General features: G+C 70.6%; 18 protein-coding genes. 14 read left to right on the forward strand and 4 right to left on the reverse strand.

Features of this window, described 5'->3' with window-relative positions:
* The first annotated feature begins 162 nt into the window (after window positions 1–162).
* The 12 genes from A4W93_RS07620 to A4W93_RS07675 all read left to right on the forward strand — a co-directional run bounded on the left by A4W93_RS07620 (window position 163) and on the right by A4W93_RS07675 (window position 6,004).
* Complete coding sequence (locus A4W93_RS07620) at window positions 163–1,044, forward strand: amino acid ABC transporter substrate-binding protein (protein WP_085750047.1); 882 nt, start codon at window positions 163–165, stop codon at window positions 1,042–1,044.
* 2 nt (window positions 1,045–1,046) lie between these two features.
* On the forward strand, window positions 1,047–1,421 hold the full coding sequence (locus A4W93_RS07625) for an ASCH domain-containing protein (RefSeq protein WP_085750048.1): 375 nt from the start codon (window positions 1,047–1,049) through the stop codon (window positions 1,419–1,421).
* 28 nt (window positions 1,422–1,449) lie between these two features.
* Complete coding sequence (locus tag A4W93_RS07630) at window positions 1,450–1,839, forward strand: zinc-ribbon domain containing protein (RefSeq protein ID WP_157782132.1); 390 nt, start codon at window positions 1,450–1,452, stop codon at window positions 1,837–1,839.
* A 5-nt stretch (window positions 1,840–1,844) separates the two neighbouring features.
* Window positions 1,845–2,315, forward strand: coding sequence for a DUF2127 domain-containing protein (locus A4W93_RS07635; RefSeq protein ID WP_085750050.1), 471 nt, complete (start codon window positions 1,845–1,847; stop codon window positions 2,313–2,315).
* Window positions 2,315–2,878: an alpha/beta fold hydrolase gene (locus A4W93_RS07640; protein ID WP_085750051.1), complete on the forward strand. Its 564-nt coding sequence runs from the start codon at window positions 2,315–2,317 to the stop codon at window positions 2,876–2,878. The genes A4W93_RS07635 and A4W93_RS07640 overlap by 1 nt, the downstream gene beginning before the upstream one ends.
* Complete coding sequence (locus A4W93_RS07645; protein ID WP_085750052.1) at window positions 2,875–3,390, forward strand: hypothetical protein; 516 nt, start codon at window positions 2,875–2,877, stop codon at window positions 3,388–3,390. The genes A4W93_RS07640 and A4W93_RS07645 overlap by 4 nt, the downstream gene beginning before the upstream one ends.
* Complete coding sequence (locus tag A4W93_RS07650; RefSeq protein WP_085750053.1) at window positions 3,387–3,779, forward strand: DUF1801 domain-containing protein; 393 nt, start codon at window positions 3,387–3,389, stop codon at window positions 3,777–3,779. Before A4W93_RS07645 ends, A4W93_RS07650 begins: the two co-directional genes overlap by 4 nt.
* 78 nt (window positions 3,780–3,857) lie before the next feature.
* A complete protein-coding gene (locus A4W93_RS07655) occupies window positions 3,858–4,421 on the forward strand; it encodes a dihydrofolate reductase family protein (RefSeq protein ID WP_085750054.1) in 564 nt (187 codons plus the stop codon).
* Window positions 4,418–4,774, forward strand: coding sequence for a hypothetical protein (locus A4W93_RS07660; RefSeq protein ID WP_218919189.1), 357 nt, complete (start codon window positions 4,418–4,420; stop codon window positions 4,772–4,774). Before A4W93_RS07655 ends, A4W93_RS07660 begins: the two co-directional genes overlap by 4 nt.
* 20 nt (window positions 4,775–4,794) lie before the next feature.
* Window positions 4,795–5,136, forward strand: a complete 342-nt coding sequence (locus A4W93_RS07665) for a hypothetical protein (protein ID WP_099959870.1) — start codon at window positions 4,795–4,797, stop codon at window positions 5,134–5,136.
* A 102-nt stretch (window positions 5,137–5,238) separates the two neighbouring features.
* Window positions 5,239–5,583 (forward strand): hypothetical protein, encoded by a 345-nt coding sequence (locus tag A4W93_RS07670; RefSeq protein ID WP_157131613.1) that lies wholly within the window; start codon window positions 5,239–5,241, stop codon window positions 5,581–5,583.
* 1 nt (window position 5,584) lies between these two features.
* Entirely contained in the window at window positions 5,585–6,004 is a 420-nt protein-coding gene (locus A4W93_RS07675; RefSeq protein WP_085750057.1) for a carboxypeptidase-like regulatory domain-containing protein, read from the forward strand.
* A gap of 141 nt (window positions 6,005–6,145) precedes the next feature.
* On the opposite strand, the gene A4W93_RS07680 is transcribed toward A4W93_RS07675, so the two are convergent.
* Genes A4W93_RS07680 through A4W93_RS07690 form a run of 3 tightly spaced genes read right to left on the reverse strand, consistent with a single transcriptional unit; the run spans window position 6,146 to window position 13,456 of the window.
* The gene (locus A4W93_RS07680; RefSeq protein ID WP_085750058.1) at window positions 6,146–10,384 is read right to left on the reverse strand and encodes a translocation/assembly module TamB domain-containing protein; all 4,239 of its coding nucleotides are present in this window, start codon (window positions 10,382–10,384) and stop codon (window positions 6,146–6,148) included.
* 22 nt (window positions 10,385–10,406) lie between these two features.
* On the reverse strand, window positions 10,407–12,275 hold the full coding sequence (locus tag A4W93_RS07685) for an autotransporter assembly complex protein TamA (protein WP_085750059.1): 1,869 nt from the start codon (window positions 12,273–12,275) through the stop codon (window positions 10,407–10,409).
* Complete coding sequence (locus A4W93_RS07690; RefSeq protein WP_085750060.1) at window positions 12,272–13,456, reverse strand: vWA domain-containing protein; 1,185 nt, start codon at window positions 13,454–13,456, stop codon at window positions 12,272–12,274. The genes A4W93_RS07685 and A4W93_RS07690 overlap by 4 nt, the downstream gene beginning before the upstream one ends.
* A gap of 265 nt (window positions 13,457–13,721) precedes the next feature.
* Between A4W93_RS07690 and A4W93_RS07695 the strand changes: the two genes are divergently transcribed.
* On the forward strand, window positions 13,722–15,644 hold the full coding sequence (locus A4W93_RS07695) for a sensor domain-containing diguanylate cyclase (protein WP_169726517.1): 1,923 nt from the start codon (window positions 13,722–13,724) through the stop codon (window positions 15,642–15,644).
* Between the two features lie 39 nt (window positions 15,645–15,683).
* Window positions 15,684–17,576: a sensor domain-containing diguanylate cyclase gene (locus A4W93_RS07700; RefSeq protein WP_085750062.1), complete on the forward strand. Its 1,893-nt coding sequence runs from the start codon at window positions 15,684–15,686 to the stop codon at window positions 17,574–17,576.
* A 6-nt stretch (window positions 17,577–17,582) separates the two neighbouring features.
* Here A4W93_RS07700 and A4W93_RS07705 read toward each other — a convergent pair whose 3' ends face one another.
* Window positions 17,583–18,173 carry a GNAT family N-acetyltransferase gene (locus tag A4W93_RS07705; RefSeq protein WP_085750063.1) on the reverse strand — a complete coding sequence of 197 codons (591 nt, stop codon included), beginning with the start codon at window positions 18,171–18,173 and terminating at the stop codon, window positions 17,583–17,585.
* Window positions 18,174–18,176 lie beyond the last annotated feature (3 nt).

Consider the following 18,176-nt stretch of genomic DNA (forward strand, 5'->3'; position numbering starts at 1 on the left):
CGATGTCGAACCGGGATGGCTCGACTCTCCCGCGTGTCCGTGTGTCTGTCGACGTTCCTCCGGACGCCTGCGTCCTCTCCCATTCGGACAGGTCGCGGTACGATGTGTGGCGACGGCCCGGCGACACGACCGTGCCGCGAAGGTCCTCGGGGGAGGTGACGGATGCGCGGGAGCTGGATGTTCTGGGGGCTGTTCCTGGTGGTCGGCCTCGCACGTGCCGAGCCGGTCGGCACGCTCGACAAGGTGCGGCAGACCGGCGAGATCGCGGTGGGTTTCCGCGAGACGTCGATGCCGTTCTCGTACCTCGACGGGCAGGGCGCTCCGGTGGGGTTCGGCGTCGACCTCTGCCAGCACATCGTCGACGACGTGCGCCGCGCCGTGGGTCGCGATGTCACCGTGCGCATGCAACCCACCACGTCCACCAACCGCATCCCGCTCGTGCAGAACGGCACCGTCGACGTCGAGTGCGCGTCCACCACGAACAACCGCGAGCGCCAGCAGCAGGTGGCGTTCTCGATCAACTACTTCTACGCGGGCACGCGCCTGCTGGTGCGCACGGGGTCGCCGGTGCGTTCGTTCGCCGACCTGCGCGGCCGCCCGGTGGTCTCCACCACGGGCACCAGCAACCACCGGCTGATGCGCCGGCTCGACAAGGAGCAGTCCCTCGGCATCGACCTGCTGAGCGCGAAGGACCCCGCCGAGTCCGCGCTGATGGTGGCCACGGGCCGCGCCGACGCGTACGCGATGGACGACGTGATCCTGTACTTCCTGCGCGCGAGCTCGCTGCGCCCCGCGGACTGGGAGGTGGTGGGCGAAACCGTGCAGGTCGAGCCCTACGCCGCGATGCTGCGCAAGCACGACCCTGCGTTCAAGACGCTGGTGGACGGCACGATCGCGCGGCTGATGCGCACCGGCGAGTTCCAGCAGCTCTACCGCAAGTGGTTCGAGCAGCCGATCCCGCCGAAGGGCCTGAACCTGAACTATCCGATGGGGGCGGAGCTGAAGGCGAACCTCACGGTGCAAAGCGATCAGCCGGCGGATTGACCATGCGAATCCTTGCTGCGCTTTCCATCGTGGCCCCGCACGGCGAAAACATCGCGGCTGGGCGGAAGACTGTGGAGGTGCGGTCGTGGCAGCCACCGACGCTGCCGATCGAGGACCTTCTCATCGTCGAGAACTCGCGACTCCTCACGGAGGATGGGCAAGTGGATCCTGACGGCGTTGCTGTGGCCCTGGTCGATGTGGTGTCGGTTGCTCCCTGGCTTCCGGATGAGGTCGCCGCGGCCTGTTCTGCAGGCTGGCAAGCGGGATACTTCTCCTGGCGACTCGGCAACGTCCGGCCGTTTTCACAGCGGGTGCGGGTGCCCGCGGCCCGGAAGCTCTACGAGGTTCATCTTGAACTGGCATCGCTGCCGCGTTGAATCGATGACACGCAGGAAGAAGAACCTCATGCCCCAACCTTCGGCCCGAACGCTGCCGGTGGACTGGCCTCAGTACACGACCCCTCAGTACTACGCCTGGACGATGGCCCGCATGCCGCCCGGCGCCATCGTGGCCGACTGGTCGAAGCACCATCCCCACAACTCGTACAGCCCGCTCTTCTGGTACGAGGACCGGCCCGGCGTGTGCAAGACCTGTTCGGCCCCATTCGTGTTCACGAAGGAAGCGCAGCGGCATTGCTACGAGGTGCTGAAGTTCCCGATCTACGCGGAGGCGGTGCGGTGCGCGCCGTGCCGCGCGAAGGTCCGTGAAACGAAGCGGGCCCAGCGCGAGCACATGGCGGAGATGGCCGCGCGCAAGCCGCATCCGCACGAGGCGTTTTTCAGGAAGCGGTCCTGACCGGCATGCCATCCAACCCCGCACTGAAGGCCGTCGCCGTCTTCGAGGCCTCGAAGGGCCTCGTCGCCCTCGCCGCTGCCTCCGGCCTGCTGCTGCTCGTCCACCGCGATCTGCACGAACTCGCACTGCGCCTCGTCGAACACACGCACCTGAACCCGGCAGCGCACTACCCGGGCATCTTCATCGAGGCGGCCACGCACCTGCAGAACGCCCGCCTCGCGCTGCTCGCGGCGGGGGCGGCGCTGTACGCCACGGTGCGTTTCGTGGAGGCGTACGGCCTGTACCGCGGGGCGGCCTGGGCCGAGGTGCTGGCCGCGGTGGGCGGGGCCATCTACGTGCCGTTCGAGGTGGCCGAGGTGATCCACCGGCAGGACGGGATCGGCGTCGCGGTCCTGGCGATCAACCTGGCCATCGTCGGGGTCGCGGTGCGTGCCTTGTTGCGCCGGCGCGGGGCCGGGTCGCAGAATGCCGCGTGATGCCCACCGACGTCCTCTTCATCCACAGCGCGGGCCCGCAATCCGCCGGGCAGGGCAGTTCGCCGCTCGTGAAACACCTGCGCCAGGGACTGGGCCCCGGCTTTCGCGTCCACGGCCCCACGATGCCGCTGCCGCATGACCCGTCGTACGAGCGATGGCGCGCGGAACTGGTGCAGCGCATCCCGGCGGACCATCCGCCCCGGATCCTCGTGGGCCATTCCCTCGGCGGGTCGGTGCTGCTCAAGTACCTGACCGAGTGCGAGCGCGCCGTGTGGCCGGCGGCACTGTTCCTCGTCGCGACCCCGTGGTGGGGCGTCCAGGACTGGGACACGCGCGAGTTCGAACTGCGCGACGGCTTCGCACGCTCCCTGCCGGACACCTTGTCGGTCCGCCTGTACCAGAGCCGCGACGACGAGGTGGTGTCGTTCGAACACCTGGCCCGCTACGCGGCGGCGATGCCGCAGGCCGTGACGTGTCCGCTGGAGCGGGGTGGACACACCTTCCCGGACGGGCTGCCGGAACTGGTGCGCGACATCCGGGCCTCGGTCGAGGTTCGCCGATGACCACCCTCCGACTCGTCGCGACGACCGCCCTCGCGTTCGCCGCCGCCGTCCTGTCGGCCTGCGCCACGCCCGGCGAGGCGCCGCCCCAGGCGCGCGTGCGCATCGTGTTCCATCCCTACGCCGAGACCCTGCGCATGCGCATCGCCGAGTTGCCGCAGGCGTGCCTCCCGCCCCGGCAGGCCGTGGCCGCCGGCCGGTTCGACCTCGTGCCGCGGGCCCGGGGCGAACTCGGCCTGCCGCACCCGCCGACCGGCAAGTCGGGCTTTTCGGAAGGGTTCGTGACGGCCGGGACGCCGTTCGTCTTCGCGAGCGACTTCGATCCGAACGGCACACCCGGCCGGTTCCGCAGTTGCTACGTCGGCACGGCCTTCGTGCCGGAAGCCGGGGCCGACTACGAACTGCGGATCGAACTCGTGCCCGGCGGGTGCGAACACACGGTGCGGCAGTTCGGGGCGGATGGCGTGCCCGACATCGCGTCACCGATGAGTCCCATCCTCCGGTCGTGCCCATGATGAAGACGTCGACACCAGCGGAAAGCCCGGACGCGTACGTCGCCTCGCTGTCCGGCTGGCAGCGGCGTCAGGTGGAGGCCCTGCGTGCGGCCGTGCACGAGGCCGCGCCGTTCCGGGAAGAGGTGAAGTGGGGTCACCTCGTCTTCTTCTCGAACGGCCCGGTGCTGCTGGTCCGCGCCGAGGAGACGCGCGTGCTGTTCGGCTTCTGGCGGGGCCGGCGGCTGCGGGGCATCGAGCCGCGGTTGAAGGGCGGTGGGAAGTACGAGATGGCGACCCTGCACCTCGGGCCGGAGACGCCGCTGTCGCGCGACACCGTCATCGCGCTCGTGAAGGAGGCCGCGGCGCTCGCCGCCACGTTGGGCGATGCGACCCGCGTGGGTGCGTCCTGACAGGTTCCGACAGTGGCGTTCCACAAACGCCTGGGCTACGCTGTCGCTGCTCCGACGAACGAGATCCCGACCCAGGCCATGAAGACGCAGTATTACACCGCCACCAGCCTCGACGGCTTCATCGCCACCGAGGACCATTCGCTCGAGTGGCTGTTCCCGCTCGGTGACATCGCCGACACCAGCTACTCGGCGTTCATCCGCGACGTGGGCGCGCTGGCGATGGGCTCGTCCACCTACGAGTGGATGCTGCGCCACGTGGTCAAGCCCGGCACCGAGGTGCCCGGCGCGTGGCCCTACGAGCAGCCCGTGTGGGTGTTCAGCAGCCGCGTGCTGCCGCCCATCCCCGGGGCGGACATCCGCTTCGTCCGCGGCGACGTGCGGCCCGTGCACGAGGCCATGGTGCGCGCGGCGAACGGGCAGAACGTGTGGGTCGTGGGCGGGGGTGACCTCGCCGGGCAGTTCGTCGACGCCGGGCTGCTCGACGAACTTCTCGTGCAGGTCGGTTCGGTGACGCTGGGCGCCGGCCAGCCGCTGCTGCCGCGCCGCATCGTGTCGCCGCCGCTGACACTCACCGGCGTGAGGCAGGTGGGCACGGGGTTCGCGGAGCTGACCTACACGGTGCCGAAGGCGCCCCGGACGTGAGCGTCCCGCGCCTCGTGGCGTTCATCGCGCTGTGTGCGGCCTTGCCCGCCATGGCGGACTCCTGGGTCGTGTGCGACTACGACGTCGAAAGTGTGCGCATCGGCGCCAACCCGCCGGAGTTGACGGTGCGTGTGCGCCGCGGTCATGCGCGCAACGGCGCGGAGTGTCCGGCCGGGTCGGGCGAACGTTCCTTCGTGCCCGAGACCGCGGACTACCAGAGCAACTTGCCGCGCAAGCAGTGGCCGAAGCCGGGGCAACCCGCGCTGCTGCGCTACCGGCACCTCGACGGCATCTGCAAGCCCGACCGGCCGTGCCGCATCATCCACCAGTCGATCCTGCCCGCTGCACGATGAGGCGCGGGCTTCTTTTCGTGATGGGACTCGTGTGTGCGTCCGCGGCCTGGAGCGCCGGCGGCACGGGATCGACCGCGCTCGCGTGGAAACACCCCGGCGAGACGCTCGTGTACCGCTCCTGCGGCTGCGCCGACGCCTGCTGGGTCGCCGAGGTCCGGGACCGTCGCACGTCGGCGGTCAAGGCGCGCCTGCGGTGCGACTGCGAGGTGCTGCACTTCGAACGGCTCGCCGTGGCCGCCCCGCCCGTGACCCTCGGCAGCTGCGAAGCCCTCAACGGCAGCGAGCACAAGGCCGACGCCATCGGCGAGGCGCTGGACGCGTTGCTGCAGGCGAAGCCGCGCGCGGGCGATGCCGTAGAGTAGCGGCCTGAACAAGCACGCAGCCGCATCGGAGGAGGTCGTTTGGCCGCAGGTCGTTCCGCCATCCTGTCCCTCGTCCTCCTCGCCGCTTCCGGGAGCCATGCCGTGTCGCCCCTGACCCCGAGACTCGACGATCCCACGCGCACCACGCTGCTCGACGGCCTCGCCGCCACCGGCTTTCCCGAGGTGGGCCGCAACAGCGTGCTGATCGCCATCACCTCGGCGCTCGGCTTCGAGCCGGCCGCCTCCGAGTCCACGTACGACCTGCCGTACGGCCACCTGCCGAAGGTGTCGGTGACGGCCTCGGTCGTCTCGGACCGCTGCACGAAGGTCCGGGCGTTCGCCACCGGCGTGCCCGGGTCGGCCTACCGGCCCACCACCGTCACCGGCACGTACTGCCTCGTGGGGCCGGCGACGTGGGCGTCGTCCGACCAGCGGGTCGCCGCCTGAGATGCGGCGGCTGCTCCTCGCCGCCTGCCTCGCCGTGTCGGGCTGCGTGCCGTACCCCGTCTACAAGGAACTCCAGCCGGTCACGCGCGTGCGCGTGGTGGACCCGGCGGGCCGGGCGGTGGCGGGGGCGAGCGTGGTGTTGCTGTCGAACGCGTACCCGTACGGTCGCGAGCAGCACCGCGAGACGCGCTGGACCGATGCGTCCGGCGTGGTGTCGTTCGACGGGCGGCACGAGTGGCGCGTCGAATCGCTCATGATCCACGGCGCCCAGGTCTTCTTCTGGAACCTGTGTGTCGAGAAACCGGGCTACGCGACCCACCTCACCGAGTACCGGTCGGCGAAGAAGTTCGAGACCGAGCCGACGGTGGTGCTGGCTCCGGGGACGTCGTCGGCGTGTCCCACGCGCGAAGAGAACGCCTGAGGGGCTGCCCCGGAAAAACACACGTCATCCCGGCGCATGCCGGGACCCTCGGCCAGACCGACGTGCTGAACGGCGCCCAGGGCCCCGGCCTGCGCCGGGGTGACAGCTTGTTTTTGCGAGGGAACCGAGAGACGAGCGCCCTCAGTCCCAGCGCCAGGTCCAGATCACCTCGAGCGAGTTGTCCACCCCCGACTCGGCCCGCAGCGTGAACCGCCGCGCCACGCGGTAGATCAGCTGCCACGTGCCCTGCGTGGCGTTCAGCCCGCGTTCGTAGCCGAGGTACCAGCGCCGCGAGATCTGCTTGCCGACCGAGACCACCGTGTCCTTCGAGTCGCCGTCGGTCTGGCGCACCGACAGGTCGTCGAGGCCGATGGAGTGCAGCACCTGGTCGGTGACTCCCGGGTTGTCGCCGGCGATCAGTGCGAGCGCGGCGCGCTGCAGCAGCGCAGTGTCCTGCGTGCCGAGGCCGTCGCTCGCGCGGCCCAGCATCAGCCACGACAGCTTGTCGGTGTCGGACATCTCGGGGTCGGAGAACAGCCGCACGCGCGGGTTGAGCGCGCTGCCGCTGACGGCCACGCCCACGCGCACGTCGAGGTTGGGCCGGGTGGCTTCGATGTCGAGGCGCGGGTCGTTCACGGGTCCGTTGAACGTGATGACGCCGCGGTCGATGATGAGCTTCTGGTTGTACGCCGCGTAGGTGCCGTTTTCGGCGCGGATGCTGCCGTTGAAGGTCGGCAGGCCGTTCGGGGTGCTGATCTTGAGTTCGCCGGCGAGCCCGGTGTCGATGCCACGGCCCTTGAGTTTCAGGTTGCGGCCGAGGTCGATGGCGAGGTCGATCGAGACGTTGCGGTGCCGCTGCGGCGTGGGCACCACCACCGGTTCGTTGTCGGTGCGGTTGGTCACCACGACGTCGCCGGCGAGCGCGGGTGCGTCCGAGCGGGTGAAGTCGATCAGCCCCTCGTCGACGCCGAAGCGGCCATCGACCTTGACGTTGTCGCGGTCGAGCAGCAGGTCGCCCTTGCCCGAGACCACGATGCGGCGGTCGATGCGGCCGAGCAGCTGGAACTTCTCGGCCGTCAGCTGCAGCGCGGCGCGCGGCTGTTCGCCGAACTCGGCGTCGCCCGCGAGGTTCACGTTGCCGGCGCCGGCGCGGGCCGAGAACTTCTCGATGCGGGCCGTGTCGCCCTTGAGCGAGATGTCGACCTCGCCGTCCGTGACGCTCACGCCTTCCAGCAGGTTGCGCACCGAGATGCCGTTGCCCACCATGCGGCCCGTGTACTCGGGGGCGCCGAAGCGCCCGCCGAGGCTCGCGGTGGTGCGCAGGCGGCCGCCGAGGCGCCAGCCGGCGGGCACCCAGGCGCCCCAGGTGCCGAGGTTCTCCACCTGGGCCTCGAACACGCCCGTGAGCGGCGCGTCCGCATCGGGCCATGCCCGCTGCGGCGACGTGCGCGCGACGAACGCGCCGGCGGCCACGCCCAGCTGCTTGCCGGCCAGGCCCTGCGTGAAGGTCCAGGTGCCGTCCTGCACGTTGAGGGACAGCACGAGGTCGGTGAGGCCGAGGGCCTGCGTGCCGCCGTCGTCGGTCACCGTGAGGTCGCCGCTGAGCCGCTCGAGCACGATGTCGGCGCTGAACTCGGTGGTCTGGCGCACGTTCACCTTGCCGCCGATGCGCAGGTCGCCGCCCCAGCCGAAGTCGGGCTGTGCGCGGGCGAGCAGCGGCGCCACCGACAGCGGTTCCAGTTCGGCCTGCATGTCGAGCTGCTGCGTGCGCACGCCCTGGTCGGCCTGCCACTCGATGCGGTCCCACTTCAGGCCGGCCGAGACGATGTCGGCGCGGCCCGGCGACAGCACGAAGCGCGGCACCGGACCGGCCTGCACCTCGATGCCCACGTTGCGCGTGGACACCCACGGGGCCGCACCGGGCTGGCCGCTGCGCAGGTCGAACTGCTGCAGCGTGCCCTTCCAGGCGAGGGGCACGCCGGTGTCGCCGGCGAGCGGGCCGCCGCTCAGGCTGCCGCGGGCCGTGCCGGCCACGAGGGTGCGCGGCGGGGCGGTGGGCGAGGGCGGGCGCTGCTGCAGGCCCTCGGCCCAGGCCGGTGGCGCGGCCTTCAGTTCGGTGTGCACGGTCAGGTCGTGGTTGCCCGGCGTGCCCTTCAGCACGAGGCTGGTGGCGCCCGTGCGCTGCGTGCCCCAGCCGGCCTGGTCGACGGTGACCTGGACATCGAGCGGCGCGTCGGTGCGGGTGGCGAAGGCCCAGCGCGCGTCGGCCTTGTCGAGGGCCAGCGGACCGGCGCGCAGCGTGCCCACGCGGGCCTGGCCGCCCACGTCGACGGCGGGCCAGCGGCCGCGCACGTCGAGCGAGGCGCCCGCGTTGCCCGCCAGGGCGTCCAGCAGGCCCGATTCGACGGCCCCCGGCACGAGGCGCAGCACCGGGCCCAGGCGGGCGACGGTCGGGATCTCCGCGGTGGCGCTCCAGCGGTCGCGCGCACCGTCGGTGTCGGGGGCGATCTGGCCCGAGGCCTTCAGCGTGTTGCCGTCGACGTCGACGGCCGCGTCGGCCTGCACCACGTCCGCGGCGCCGGGGTGTTTCAGCGACAGCGAGCCGGTCAACGGCACCCCGGCGAGCACGCTCGGCAGCACCTCGACACCCGCCGTGCCTCGCAGCGCGGCCACGCGGGACAGCAGCGGGCCCAGGCGTTTGTCGACGGGCACGGTGTGGGGCATGGCGAGCGACACGTCGGCCTTCAGGTTCAGGCTCTGGTTGCCCGCCTGCCAGGCGGCGCTGTTCAGCGCGGGGAACCACAGTCGGGGATCGAAGTCGGTCAGCGCGGCCTTCGCATCGACCTGCCATGCCGAGGCCGAGCGCACCGCGTTGCCGGACAGGGACGCCTTCGCGCCGCCCGCGTTCGCCTCGAAGGACTTGACGTCGATGCGCTGTCCGTCGCCCAGCGCCTCCAGCTTCACCTGCACGGCGCGGTTCAGGTCGACGAGGCGGCCGTTGAGCTGGGCCGTGGCCTGGAACGCGGGGATCGCCGCGCGTGTGCCGTCCGCCGACGTGGGCCACGTGCCCGACGCCACGATGGGGCCGGTGAGGGTCATCGCCGGCAGCGACGGGTCGACGGCGGACGGGCGCACCTGGTCGAGGTCGGCCTTCACGTCGAAGCGGTCGGCGTCCCAGTGGCCCGAGGCCCGCAGCACGCCGGCGTCGCGCCGGCCGTCGGACAGCAGGGCCTCGAAGGTGGCGAGGTCGAGCGGGCCGGCGGCACGCGGGCGGCCGCGCAGGTCGACCTTCAGGCTGCGCACCGGCACGTGTCGGTCGACCCACGACCCCGGCTTGGCGTTCACGAGGCTGCCGTCGAACTTCAGGCCGCCTTCGGCGCCACGGGCCGGGTCGAGCGGCTCGATGCGCACGTTGCCGGTCAGCGAGGTCATCGGCGCGCGGGCGCTCATCGCGGAGGCGTCGAAGGCGAGGGTCTTCAGGTCCAGCTCGGACAGCACCCAGGGTTTGTCGGCCTCGATCTTCGCGGCGGCGTCGAGCGTCTGGCCCTTGCCCTTGACGGACAACGTGGTGTCGAAGCCGGCGAGCGGCCCCTTCGCGCGCAGGCGGCCTTGCCAATCCTTGCGCAGCGCCGCGGCCCAGGCCGGCAGCGCCTGGCCCGGCGTGGCGCCGGCGGGGTCGGCCTGCACCGCGTCGAGTGCGACGTCGAGTGCCAGGTCGCCCACCGCGTCGATGTGGCCGTAGCCAGTGACGACCAGCGGTTCGGCGCGCACGCTGACCTGGTCGAACCGGTGCTTGCGGCCTTCGTCCATGCCCATGTGGACGATGCCGCGCACGTCGCGCAGCGGGTAGTCCTCGAGGCCGGGCACGAGCAGTTCGCCGGCCTGCAGCTCGCCGATGTCGATCTCGACCGGCAGCTGCAGGTTCTTCGGCAGCGTGAACGGCTCGTGGGTGTCGCTGGGCGCCACCGTGATGGTCACGCGGGTCGCGTGCAGCGAGGTGGCCTTCAGGCGCGCCCACGTGGCGGGGTACGGGGTGTAGGCGACCGACAGGCCCTTCCAGACGGGGTCGTCGACCACGATCTTCGTGTGGCCCGACGTGACGATGACCTGCTTCGCGCCGAAGTCGCCGATGAGCGCACCGGTGGGTTCGATGACCTGCACACCCACGCCGGTGCGCGCGAGGTTCGCGAGCAGCCACGCGGTGCCGCGCGGGCTGGCCGCGGCCCAGAACACGCCGAACAGCGCGCCGCCGACGAGCAGCAGCGTCAGGGTCATTGCGGCGAGGCCGATCCACAGCCCGATGCGGCGGCGGCGCCGGCGCACCGCCCGTGGCGTGGGCGCCTCGGCCGGGGTGGGGGTGTCGGGGGTGTCGTCGCTCATCGGGTCGCCAGGATCGCCGTCGTCAGAACGCGATGCCCACGCTCAGGTGGATGCGGAACTTCTGCACTTCCTCGCCATAGGCGAGGTCCACGCGCAGCGGCCCCACGGGGCTGCGGTAGCGGATGCCGAGGCCGTAGCCCAGCACCGGTTCGTAAGAATGCCAGGTGTCGGCCGCGTTGCCGGCGTCGAGGAACACGGCCCACCACAGGTTCTCCAGCTTCTGCGAGATGGGATGGGCCAGCTCGGCGCTGGTGGTCAGCAGCACGCGTCCGCTCGAGACCGCGCCGTCGCGCTGGGGGCCGAGCGTGCGGTAGGCATAGCCGCGCACGGATTCATCACCACCCGCGCGGAACAGCAGCGGGTCCGGGATGCCCACGCTGTTGCCGGTGAACACCTGCCCGGCCTCGACGCGCAGCTGCGTGTACCACGAGCCGCCGAGCGGCCAGTAAAGGACGTCGCGGGTGTAGAGGCGCACGAAGCCGCCCGAGTCCGCGTAGTTGGACCGAGCGTAGCCGGCGCCGGTCTCGATGGACACGGTGAGCCCGCGCGTGGGCAGGATGATGTTGTCGACCTGGCGCCAGACCCAGTTGTAGTTGGCCGACAGGGCCCGGGCGGATTCCTCCACGCCGTTGGCGCGGGTGAGTTCGCTCGTCAGCCATTCACCGTACATCAGGCGTTCGATGTGCTGGGTGTCGTACGAGCGGCCGGCACGCACCCGGTTGTTGCGCGAGATCTCGCTCGCGGCGTCTTCCCAGGAGAAGCTCGTCGCGAGCAGCTTGCGGTAGCCGTGTTCGTCGGGGTTCGAGATGAGTTCGCCTTCCCACAGGCGCTTCTTCGAGCCGTACTCGATCTTGTTGTAGACCTGCCCGTTCCAGCCGAACGGCCGGCGGTGCCGGTGCTCCAGCGTGACGCTGAAGCGCGTGGCGTCGCTGAAACCGAAGCCGGTGGTGGCCTGCTGCAGGTTCTGCTCGCGCACGCGCACGCGCACCGGTGCGGCGGCCGCGGTGGCCGGGTCGGGGTCGATGTCCACGGCCACGGTCTCGAAGAAGTTCAGCTTGAGCAGCCGCTCCTGGAACTCCGTGAGACGCTTCTCGCTGTAGGGGGAGCCGGGCGGCAGTTCGGCGACGTTGCGCACCAGCGCCTCGTCGTAGCGCGACATGCCTTCGATCACGATGGGACCGATCAGGTACCGCGGGCCGCTGTCGATCTCGCCGGACAGCACCGCGGTGTGCGCGCGGGCGTCCACGTGGGCGCTGGTGGCCTTCCACTTGGCCGCCGGATAGCCATCGGACCGCAGGTTCGCCAGCGCCCCGTTCTTCGCGGCGTTCCAGGCCGCCTGGCGGAAGGGTTCACCGGGCGGCAGGCTCCAGCGTTCCTTGATGCGCTCGAGGAGGGTCAGGGCGTCCTTGTCGCCGGCCTCGGCCAGCCGCTGCAGTTCGCCGTCGGCCTTCAGGTCGAGTTCGCTGACCGTGGCGCGCGGGCCGGGCGACACCTTCAGGCGGATGAGAGGCAGGCCGTCGGTGGCCGTCTCGCGCGACACCGTGACGTCGGCGGCGAAGTAGCCCTCGGTCTCGAGCAGCGTCTTCGCCTGGGCGGGCGATGCGTTCGCGAGGCGGTTGAGTTCGCCTTCGGTGATGCCTTCGGCCTGCGCTGCGCCCTCGAAGCGGGCGAGGTCGAGGTAGGTGACGAGCAGCGTGCGCAGGTCCCTCGGGGCGTCGACCTCGAGGTGGTAGGTGGCCGCGGCGGCCGAGGAGGCGGCCGGCGCTGGCGCGGCCGGCGCGTTGTCGGCGGCGGCCGGCTCGTCGCGCCACGGCAGCATGCTGCAGGCGCCGAGGCCGAGACAGATCGACGCGCCCGCGACGATGCGGGCCGCGCCACGGACCATGCTCATTTGCTCAACAGGCGCATGGCCCCTTCGAGGCCCTGGAGCGTGAGCGGAAACATGCGGTGGTTCATCAGCTGCTGGACGATGGCGATGCTCTGGCGGTAGCCCCACACGCCTTGCGGCTCGGGGTTGATCCAGGCGTACTTCGGAAAGGCGTTGGTGAGGCGCTGGAGCCACTCGGCCCCGGCTTCCTCGTTGTTGTATTCGACACTGCCGCCCGGCTGCAGGATCTCGTACGGGCTCATCGTGGCGTCACCCACGAAGATCAGCTTGTAGTCCTTGTTGTACTTGCGCAGGATGTCCCACGTGGAGAACTTCTCGCTGTAGCGGCGGCGGTTGTTCTTCCACATGTAGTCGTACACGCAGTTGTGGAAGTAGTAGAACTCGAGGTGCTTGAACTCGGCCTTCGCGGCGCTGAACACCTCCTCCACGCGGTGGATGTGTTCGTCCATCGTGCCGCCCACGTCCATCAGCAGCAGCACCTTCACCTTGTTGTGCCGCTCGGGCACCATCTTCAGGTCGAGCCAGCCGGCGTTCGCGGCGGTGGAGCGGATGGTGTCGTCGAGGTCCAGCTCGTCGGCCGCACCCTCGCGGGCGAAGCGGCGCAGGCGGCGCAGCGCCACCTTGATGTTGCGGGTGCCCAGCTCGAGGTTGTCGTCGTAGTCCTTGAACTGGCGCTGGTCCCACACCTTGACCGCGCTCTTGTTCCGGCTCTTGTCCTGCCCGATGCGGATGCCCTGCGGGTTGTAGCCGTAGGCGCCGAACGGCGAGGTGCCGCCGGTGCCGATCATCTTGTTGCCGCCCTCGTGGCGTTCCTTCTGTTCCTCGAAGCGCTTCTTGAGCGTCTCCATCAGCTCGTCCCAGCCCATCTTCTCGACGAGCGCGCGCTCCTCGGGGGTGAGTTCGAGCTCCAGCTTCTTCTTCAGCCATTCGAGCGGGATGTCCTTCGTGAAGTCGGCGAGCAGCTCGACGCCCTTGAAGTACGCCGCGAAGGCCTTGTCGAACTTGTCGAACTGGCTCTCGTCCTTCACGAGGGACGTGCGGGCGAGGTAGTAGAAGTCGTCCACCGTGGGGCCGGCCTCGCCGTCGATCACGCCGGCCTGGACCGCCTCGAGCAGCATCAGGTACTCCTTGACGGAGACCTTGAGCTTGGCGGCCCGCAGGGTGAAGAAGAAGTTGATCAGCATGGGGTGATTCTCCCGCATCGGGCGGTGCTGGCAGTCGCGAGGGTGTCTCCCGCGGCGAGGTGGCGCGTCGCCAATGCTATCCCGGGTGAAAACCCCCAGGCGCCGATTGCGACTTTTCGGACAAAACCGGGCGCCGGTTCCCATGATGCCCGGAAGGGGGGCTTCCGGTCCGGCGTCCGTGCCTGAAAATGAACGCACAGACAGCGCGGCCGTGCAGGCGCGCCGTCCCGAGCTGGGTCGGATCATCCAGTGTGATCGAGGTGCCGTGGCTGACTTGTCCTTCGTTCTGCGCGCGTTCGCGCTCGTCTGGCTGCTGGGGTGGTTCAGTGCCCCGGGGATGGCGGCTCCCCTGCCGCCGGCGGCGGTGCTCACCGCCGGGGACCGTTCGGTGCGGGTCGAGGGCACGGTCGAGCTGCTGTACCAGGCCGAATCGGAGGCGCTGTCGCCGCAGCAGGTGATGTCGCCGGCGCTGGCCGACCGCTGGGCGGTCTACGCCGGCAAGAAGATCAACCTCTCCCGGCAGCGGCAGCCGGTGTGGATCCGGTTCACCGTGCGCAACGAGGCGCCACCGGCCAAGGCCTGGGTGCTGGGCATCGAGTGGCCCCTGATCGACCGCGTGGAACTCCACCCGCGGGACCCCGTCACCGGCGAATGGGGCCCGGTGCAGCGTTCGGGCGCGGCCGTCGCGGCGAACTCGAAGCCGATGAAGGACCCCGCCTTCGTGTTCCCGCTGCGGATCCCCGAGGGCGGGTCGATGCAGTACGTCATGCGGGTGCAGAGCCATTCCGCCTTCTTCGTGCCGCTGCTGGTGTCCGACGCCACCGAGTTCCAGCAGCGCCGCTTCGACACCGCCGTGCTGATGGGCGTGCTGTTCGGCGTGCTCGGGGTGATGTTCCTCTACAACGCGGCGCTGGCCCTGTTCGTGAGGGAGCGCAGCTATGCGGTGTACGGCGTCTACCTGCTGACGGTGCTGCTGTACGAGTTGACCATCACCGGGTACGGGGCCATGTACCTGTGGTCGGACGTGCCGTGGCTGATGCTGCACAGCTACGAGCTGTTCGCCTGCGCGAGCTTCCTGAGCGCGTCGCTGTTCTTCCGCTACTTCCTGGGCCTGCGCACGGCGCGGCCGGCCCACCTGCGGCGCATCAACACGGCCATCGTCGCCTACTGGGCTTTCGCGCTTGTCGTCTCGGCGGTGTGGCCCAACCGGGCGCTGTCGGCGAGCATCGCGCTGGTCGGGCTGCTGTCGAGCTTCGTCTGCGTGTACTCGTCGGTCGTGCTGATCGCCCAGGGCAACCGGTACGCCCGCTACTTCGGCGCCGCCTGGTCGGTGCTGGTGGCCGCCACGGTGGCCTCGCTGCTGTCGCTGTTCGGGGTGCTCGAGGGCAACTGGCTCACGAACAACGCCCAGCACATCGGCTTCGTCGCGGAGGTGCTGCTGCTGTCGGTGGCGCTCGCCGACCGCATCAAGCACGAGCGCGAGGTGCGCGAGGCCGCGCAACGGGAGGCGCTCGAACTGACCAAGCGGGTCGAGGTCGAGCGCGACCAGAAGATCATCGCCCAGGCCCATGCGATCGAGGTGCAGCGCAAGGCCAACGAGGACCTGGAGGTGCGCGTGCTCGACCGCACGGCCGAACTCGAGCGTGCGATGAAGAACCTGGAGATCGCCAACGTCGAGCTGGCCAAGCTCAGCGTCACGGACGCGCTGACCAAGGTGCACAACCGCCGGTACTTCGACGAGGTGCTCGAGAAGGAGTACCACCGATCGGAGCGCACCCAGGTCCCGCTGGCGGTGGTGCTGGTCGACATCGACCACTTCAAGCGGGTCAACGACACCTGCGGCCACCTGGCCGGCGACGAATGCCTGCGTCTCGTGGCGACGGCGCTGCGGCAGATGGCCGCCCGGTCCACCGACCTCGTCGCGCGCTACGGCGGCGAGGAGTTCGCGCTGGTGCTGCCGGGGACGGACGCGGCCCATGCCGTCGAGATGGCCGATCGCGTGCGCCAGGCCGTCGAGGCCATCGACTTCATCTACCGCGGCCGCCGCGTGCCGATCAGCGTGAGCCTGGGTGTGGTGGCGAAAGTGACCTCGCTGGACCAGCCTCTGACCGATTTCGTGGCCGAGGCGGATGCCGCGCTGTACCGGGCGAAGGACACCGGACGCAACCGCGTGGTGCTGGCCGCCTGAGGCGACGTGACGGCGTCTCCCTTCGAACCGTTTCGCTGGATGTGGCCGCGCCTGGTGCTCGCGGCCCTGGTGGTGTTCCCGCTCCTGGCGGGGGCGGCCGGGCGGGTGAACGTGCTGGGCGCGGGCGCCGGCGATGTTCGCATCGAAGGCGTGGAGGTGCTGTTCGAGGCCGCGGGCGAACGCCTGACGGCCGAGGGGGCGATGTCGCACCCGCTGGCGGGCCGCTGGGCGGCCTCTTCGGAAAAGACGATCAACCTGACCCGCGAGGAACGTCCCGCGTGGCTGCGCTTCACCGTGCGCAACGAGGCGCCAGCGGACAAGCGCTGGGTGCTGGCCATCGAGTGGCCGATGATCGACCGCATCGAGTTCCACACGCGCGAGCCGGCGTCCGGTGCATGGAACCCGGTGCGCCGCGGCGGCATCGAGGCCGGCACCGCGGCCCGGTGGCTGAAGGATCCCGCGTTCGTGTTCCCGCTGGACATCCCCGAGGGCGGTGTCCGCCAGGTCGTGCTCCGGGTGGAGAGCCACACGGCCTACCTCGTGCCGCTGGTGGTGTCCGACGCCGCCCGCTTCCAGGCGCGGCGCTTCGACACGGCCGTGCTGATGGGCGCGCTCTTCGGCGTGATCGGGGTCATGTTCCTCTACAACATCGCGCTGTCGGTCTTCGTGCGCGAGAAGAGCTACGCGATATACAGCGTGTACCTGCTGTTCGTGCTGCTCTACGAACTCACGGTGACGGGCTACGGTGCGATGTACCTGTGGCCCGGGGCCGGCTGGCTCCTGCGGCACGACTACGAGGTCTTCTCCTGCGCGAGCTTCCTGGCCGCGACCCTGTTCTTCCGCTTCTTCCTCGACCTGGACCGCGTGCGGCCGCGCTACCTGCGACAGGTCAACACGGGGCTGGCGGTGTACTGGGCCGTCGCGCTCGCGGCCTCGGCGGTGTGGCCGAACCGTCCGCTGCTCACGTCGACGGGCCTGATGGGACTGGTGTCCGCCGGCATCGGTGTGTGGATGTCGGTGGTGCTGATCCGCCAGGGAAACCGTTACGCCCGCTACTTCGCCGTCGCCTGGGCCATGGTCACCATCGGCACGGTGGCGTCGCTGCTGTCGGTGCTCGGGGCGATCGAGGGCGGCTGGTTCGCCGACAACGCCCAGCACATCGGCTTCGCGCTCGAGAGCCTGCTGCTGTCGGTGGCGCTGGCCGATCGCATCAAGCGCGAGCGCGAGGCCCGCGAACGGGCCCAGCAGCAGGCGCTCGACCTCACCGAACGCGTGCGCCTGGAGCGCGAGGCGAAGATCGAGGCACAGGCGCAGGCCATCGAGGTCCAGGCCCTCGCCCAGGAGCGGCTCGAGCAGCGGGTGCGCGACCGCACCGCGGAACTCGAGCGCACGCTCGCGATCCTCGCCCGCGCCAACGAGGAACTGGCACGGAGCAGCGTCACCGACGGGCTGACCGGGGTCTTCAACCGCCGGCACTTCGACGAGGTGCTGCTGCGGGAAACACGGCGGTCCGGGCGGGCGGGGGTGCCCGTCGCGCTGCTGCTGGTGGACATCGACCACTTCAAGTCGGTCAACGACCGCTTCGGGCACCTCGCGGGCGACGAGTGCCTGCGCCTCGTCGCGGCGACGCTGCGCCAGGTGGCGGCGCGCGCGAGCGACCTGGTGGCGCGCTACGGCGGCGAGGAGTTCGCGCTGGTGTTGCCCGGCACCGCGGCCGACCAGGCGCTGGAAGTGGCCGAACGCGTGCGGAGCACGGTCGAGGCCCTCGCGTTCGTCCAGGGCGGGCAGCGGGTGCCGGTGACCGTGAGCATCGGGGTGATGGCCGCGGTGACACCGTCCGCGTCGGGTGTGGACTGCCTCGTGGCCGGGGCGGACGCCGCGCTGTACCGCGCGAAGGCGGCGGGCCGCAACCGGGTGGAACTGGCCGGCTGATCCGGGTCAGCGCGGCTTCGCGAGCTGCCAGTCGAGGTGCGTGCGCACCGTGGGCCATTCCGCCGCGGTGATGCTGTAGACGGCGGTGTCGCGCAGGTTGCCGTCGGCCGTGCGCTGGTGCGCTCGCAGGATGCCGTCGAGCTGGGCGCCCAGGCGCTCGATGGCGCGGCGGCTCTGCTGGTTCAGCCGGTGCGTGCGGAATTCCACCGCGATGCAGTCTAGGCGGTCGAACGCATGCGTGAGCAGCATCCGCTTGCATTCGGTGTTGAGCGCGCTGCGCTGGACCCGCGTGGCGTACCAGGTGCCGCCGATCTCCAGGCGCTTGTGCACCGGGTCGAGGTTCATCAAACGTGTCATGCCCACCGGCACGCCCTGGGCGTCGAGCACGGCGAACGGCAGCACGGTGCCGGCGTCACGGTGCTGCAGCAGCTGGGCGATGGTGGCGGCCATGGCGCCGGGGGAGGGCACGGCCGTGTACCAGAGCTTCCACAGCTCGCCTTCGCGCGAGGCCTCGACGAGGGCGTCGGCCAGGTCGGCCGAGAGCGGCACCAGCGAGGCGTGCTGTCCGGTGAGCGTGACGGGGGCGAGCCAGGTCATGAC

This window comes from Piscinibacter gummiphilus (assembly GCF_002116905.1).
GTDB classification, from domain to species: Bacteria; Pseudomonadota; Gammaproteobacteria; order Burkholderiales; family Burkholderiaceae_C; genus Rhizobacter; species Rhizobacter gummiphilus.